The sequence below is a fragment of the Methylobacterium sp. WL103 genome (assembly GCF_008039885.1).
GTDB lineage: Bacteria > Pseudomonadota > Alphaproteobacteria > Rhizobiales > Beijerinckiaceae > Methylobacterium > Methylobacterium cerastii.
On record NZ_VRUX01001050.1, the window covers coordinates 1 to 871 of the forward strand.

Genomic DNA, 871 nt, shown 5'->3' on the forward strand with positions numbered 1-871 from the left:
CCCCCCTTTTTTTTTTTTCATTCATATGCCGTCTTCGGATTTTGGCTCGGGTGTCGTGGGCTGGTATATGTTTATAAGAGACAGGCGCAGGGCGAAGCCGGCGACCGCGAGGCTGCCGACACCGGAGAACAGCCAGAAGGCGGGCTTGGGCCGCTCGTTGCCGCGGAGCACGCCGAACAGGGCGGTCGCGAGCGGCAGCAGCCCGAGGAAGACGATGGAATGGGCCGCGGTGACGTGCCGGAGCGCCAGCGCGGTGAGCAGCGGGAACCCGATCACCACGCCGAGCCCGACGATCGCCAGCGGGACGAGGTCGCGCCCCAGCGGCCGCGGCGCGCGGAAAGCCAGCAGCAGCCCCACCCCGATGAGCCCGGCGATCGCGGCACGCGCCGCCGTGAGGAACAGCGGCGAGAAGCCCGCCACCGCCACGCGGGTCGCCGGCAGCGAGGCGCTGAAGATCAAGATGCCGAGGAACCCGCTGCCCCACCCCGCCGACATGGCTCTCATCGCGCATCCCCCCGAGGCAGCCCGCTTGCCGCCGCCGGCCTTGACAACCATCGCGGGCCCATGCCGTCAAATGCCCAATCTTTCGCCATCCATGCGGATCGGGCATGATGAATCCGGCCCATCTCGACCTGTTTCGCGCAGTGCTGCGCCACGGCGGCATGACCCGGGCGGCCGACGCGCCGGGCATCGGCCAGCCGCACGTGAGCCGGGCGGTGGCGCAGCTCGAACGCGAACTCGGCTTCCCCCTGTTCGTGCGCGGGCACGGCAGCGCGATACCGACGCCGGAGGGTGCGGCCTTCGCCCGCGAGGTCGAGCGGACCCATGCCGGGCTCGACCACCTGCGCGAGGCCGCCCGACGCATCCGCGA

Annotated in this window: 1 protein-coding gene and 1 pseudogene; one reads left to right on the forward strand and one right to left on the reverse strand. The window is 70.7% G+C overall.

What is annotated here, in order from left to right:
- Window positions 1-90: 90 nt before the first annotated feature.
- Window positions 91-504: pseudogene (locus FV222_RS27685) on the reverse strand (DMT family transporter); the annotation flags it as partial.
- A gap of 104 nt (window positions 505-608) precedes the next feature.
- Here FV222_RS27685 and FV222_RS27690 point away from each other — a divergent pair.
- Window positions 609-871: LysR family transcriptional regulator (locus FV222_RS27690; protein ID WP_147816372.1), on the forward strand; the 263-nt coding region annotated here is incomplete at its 3' end.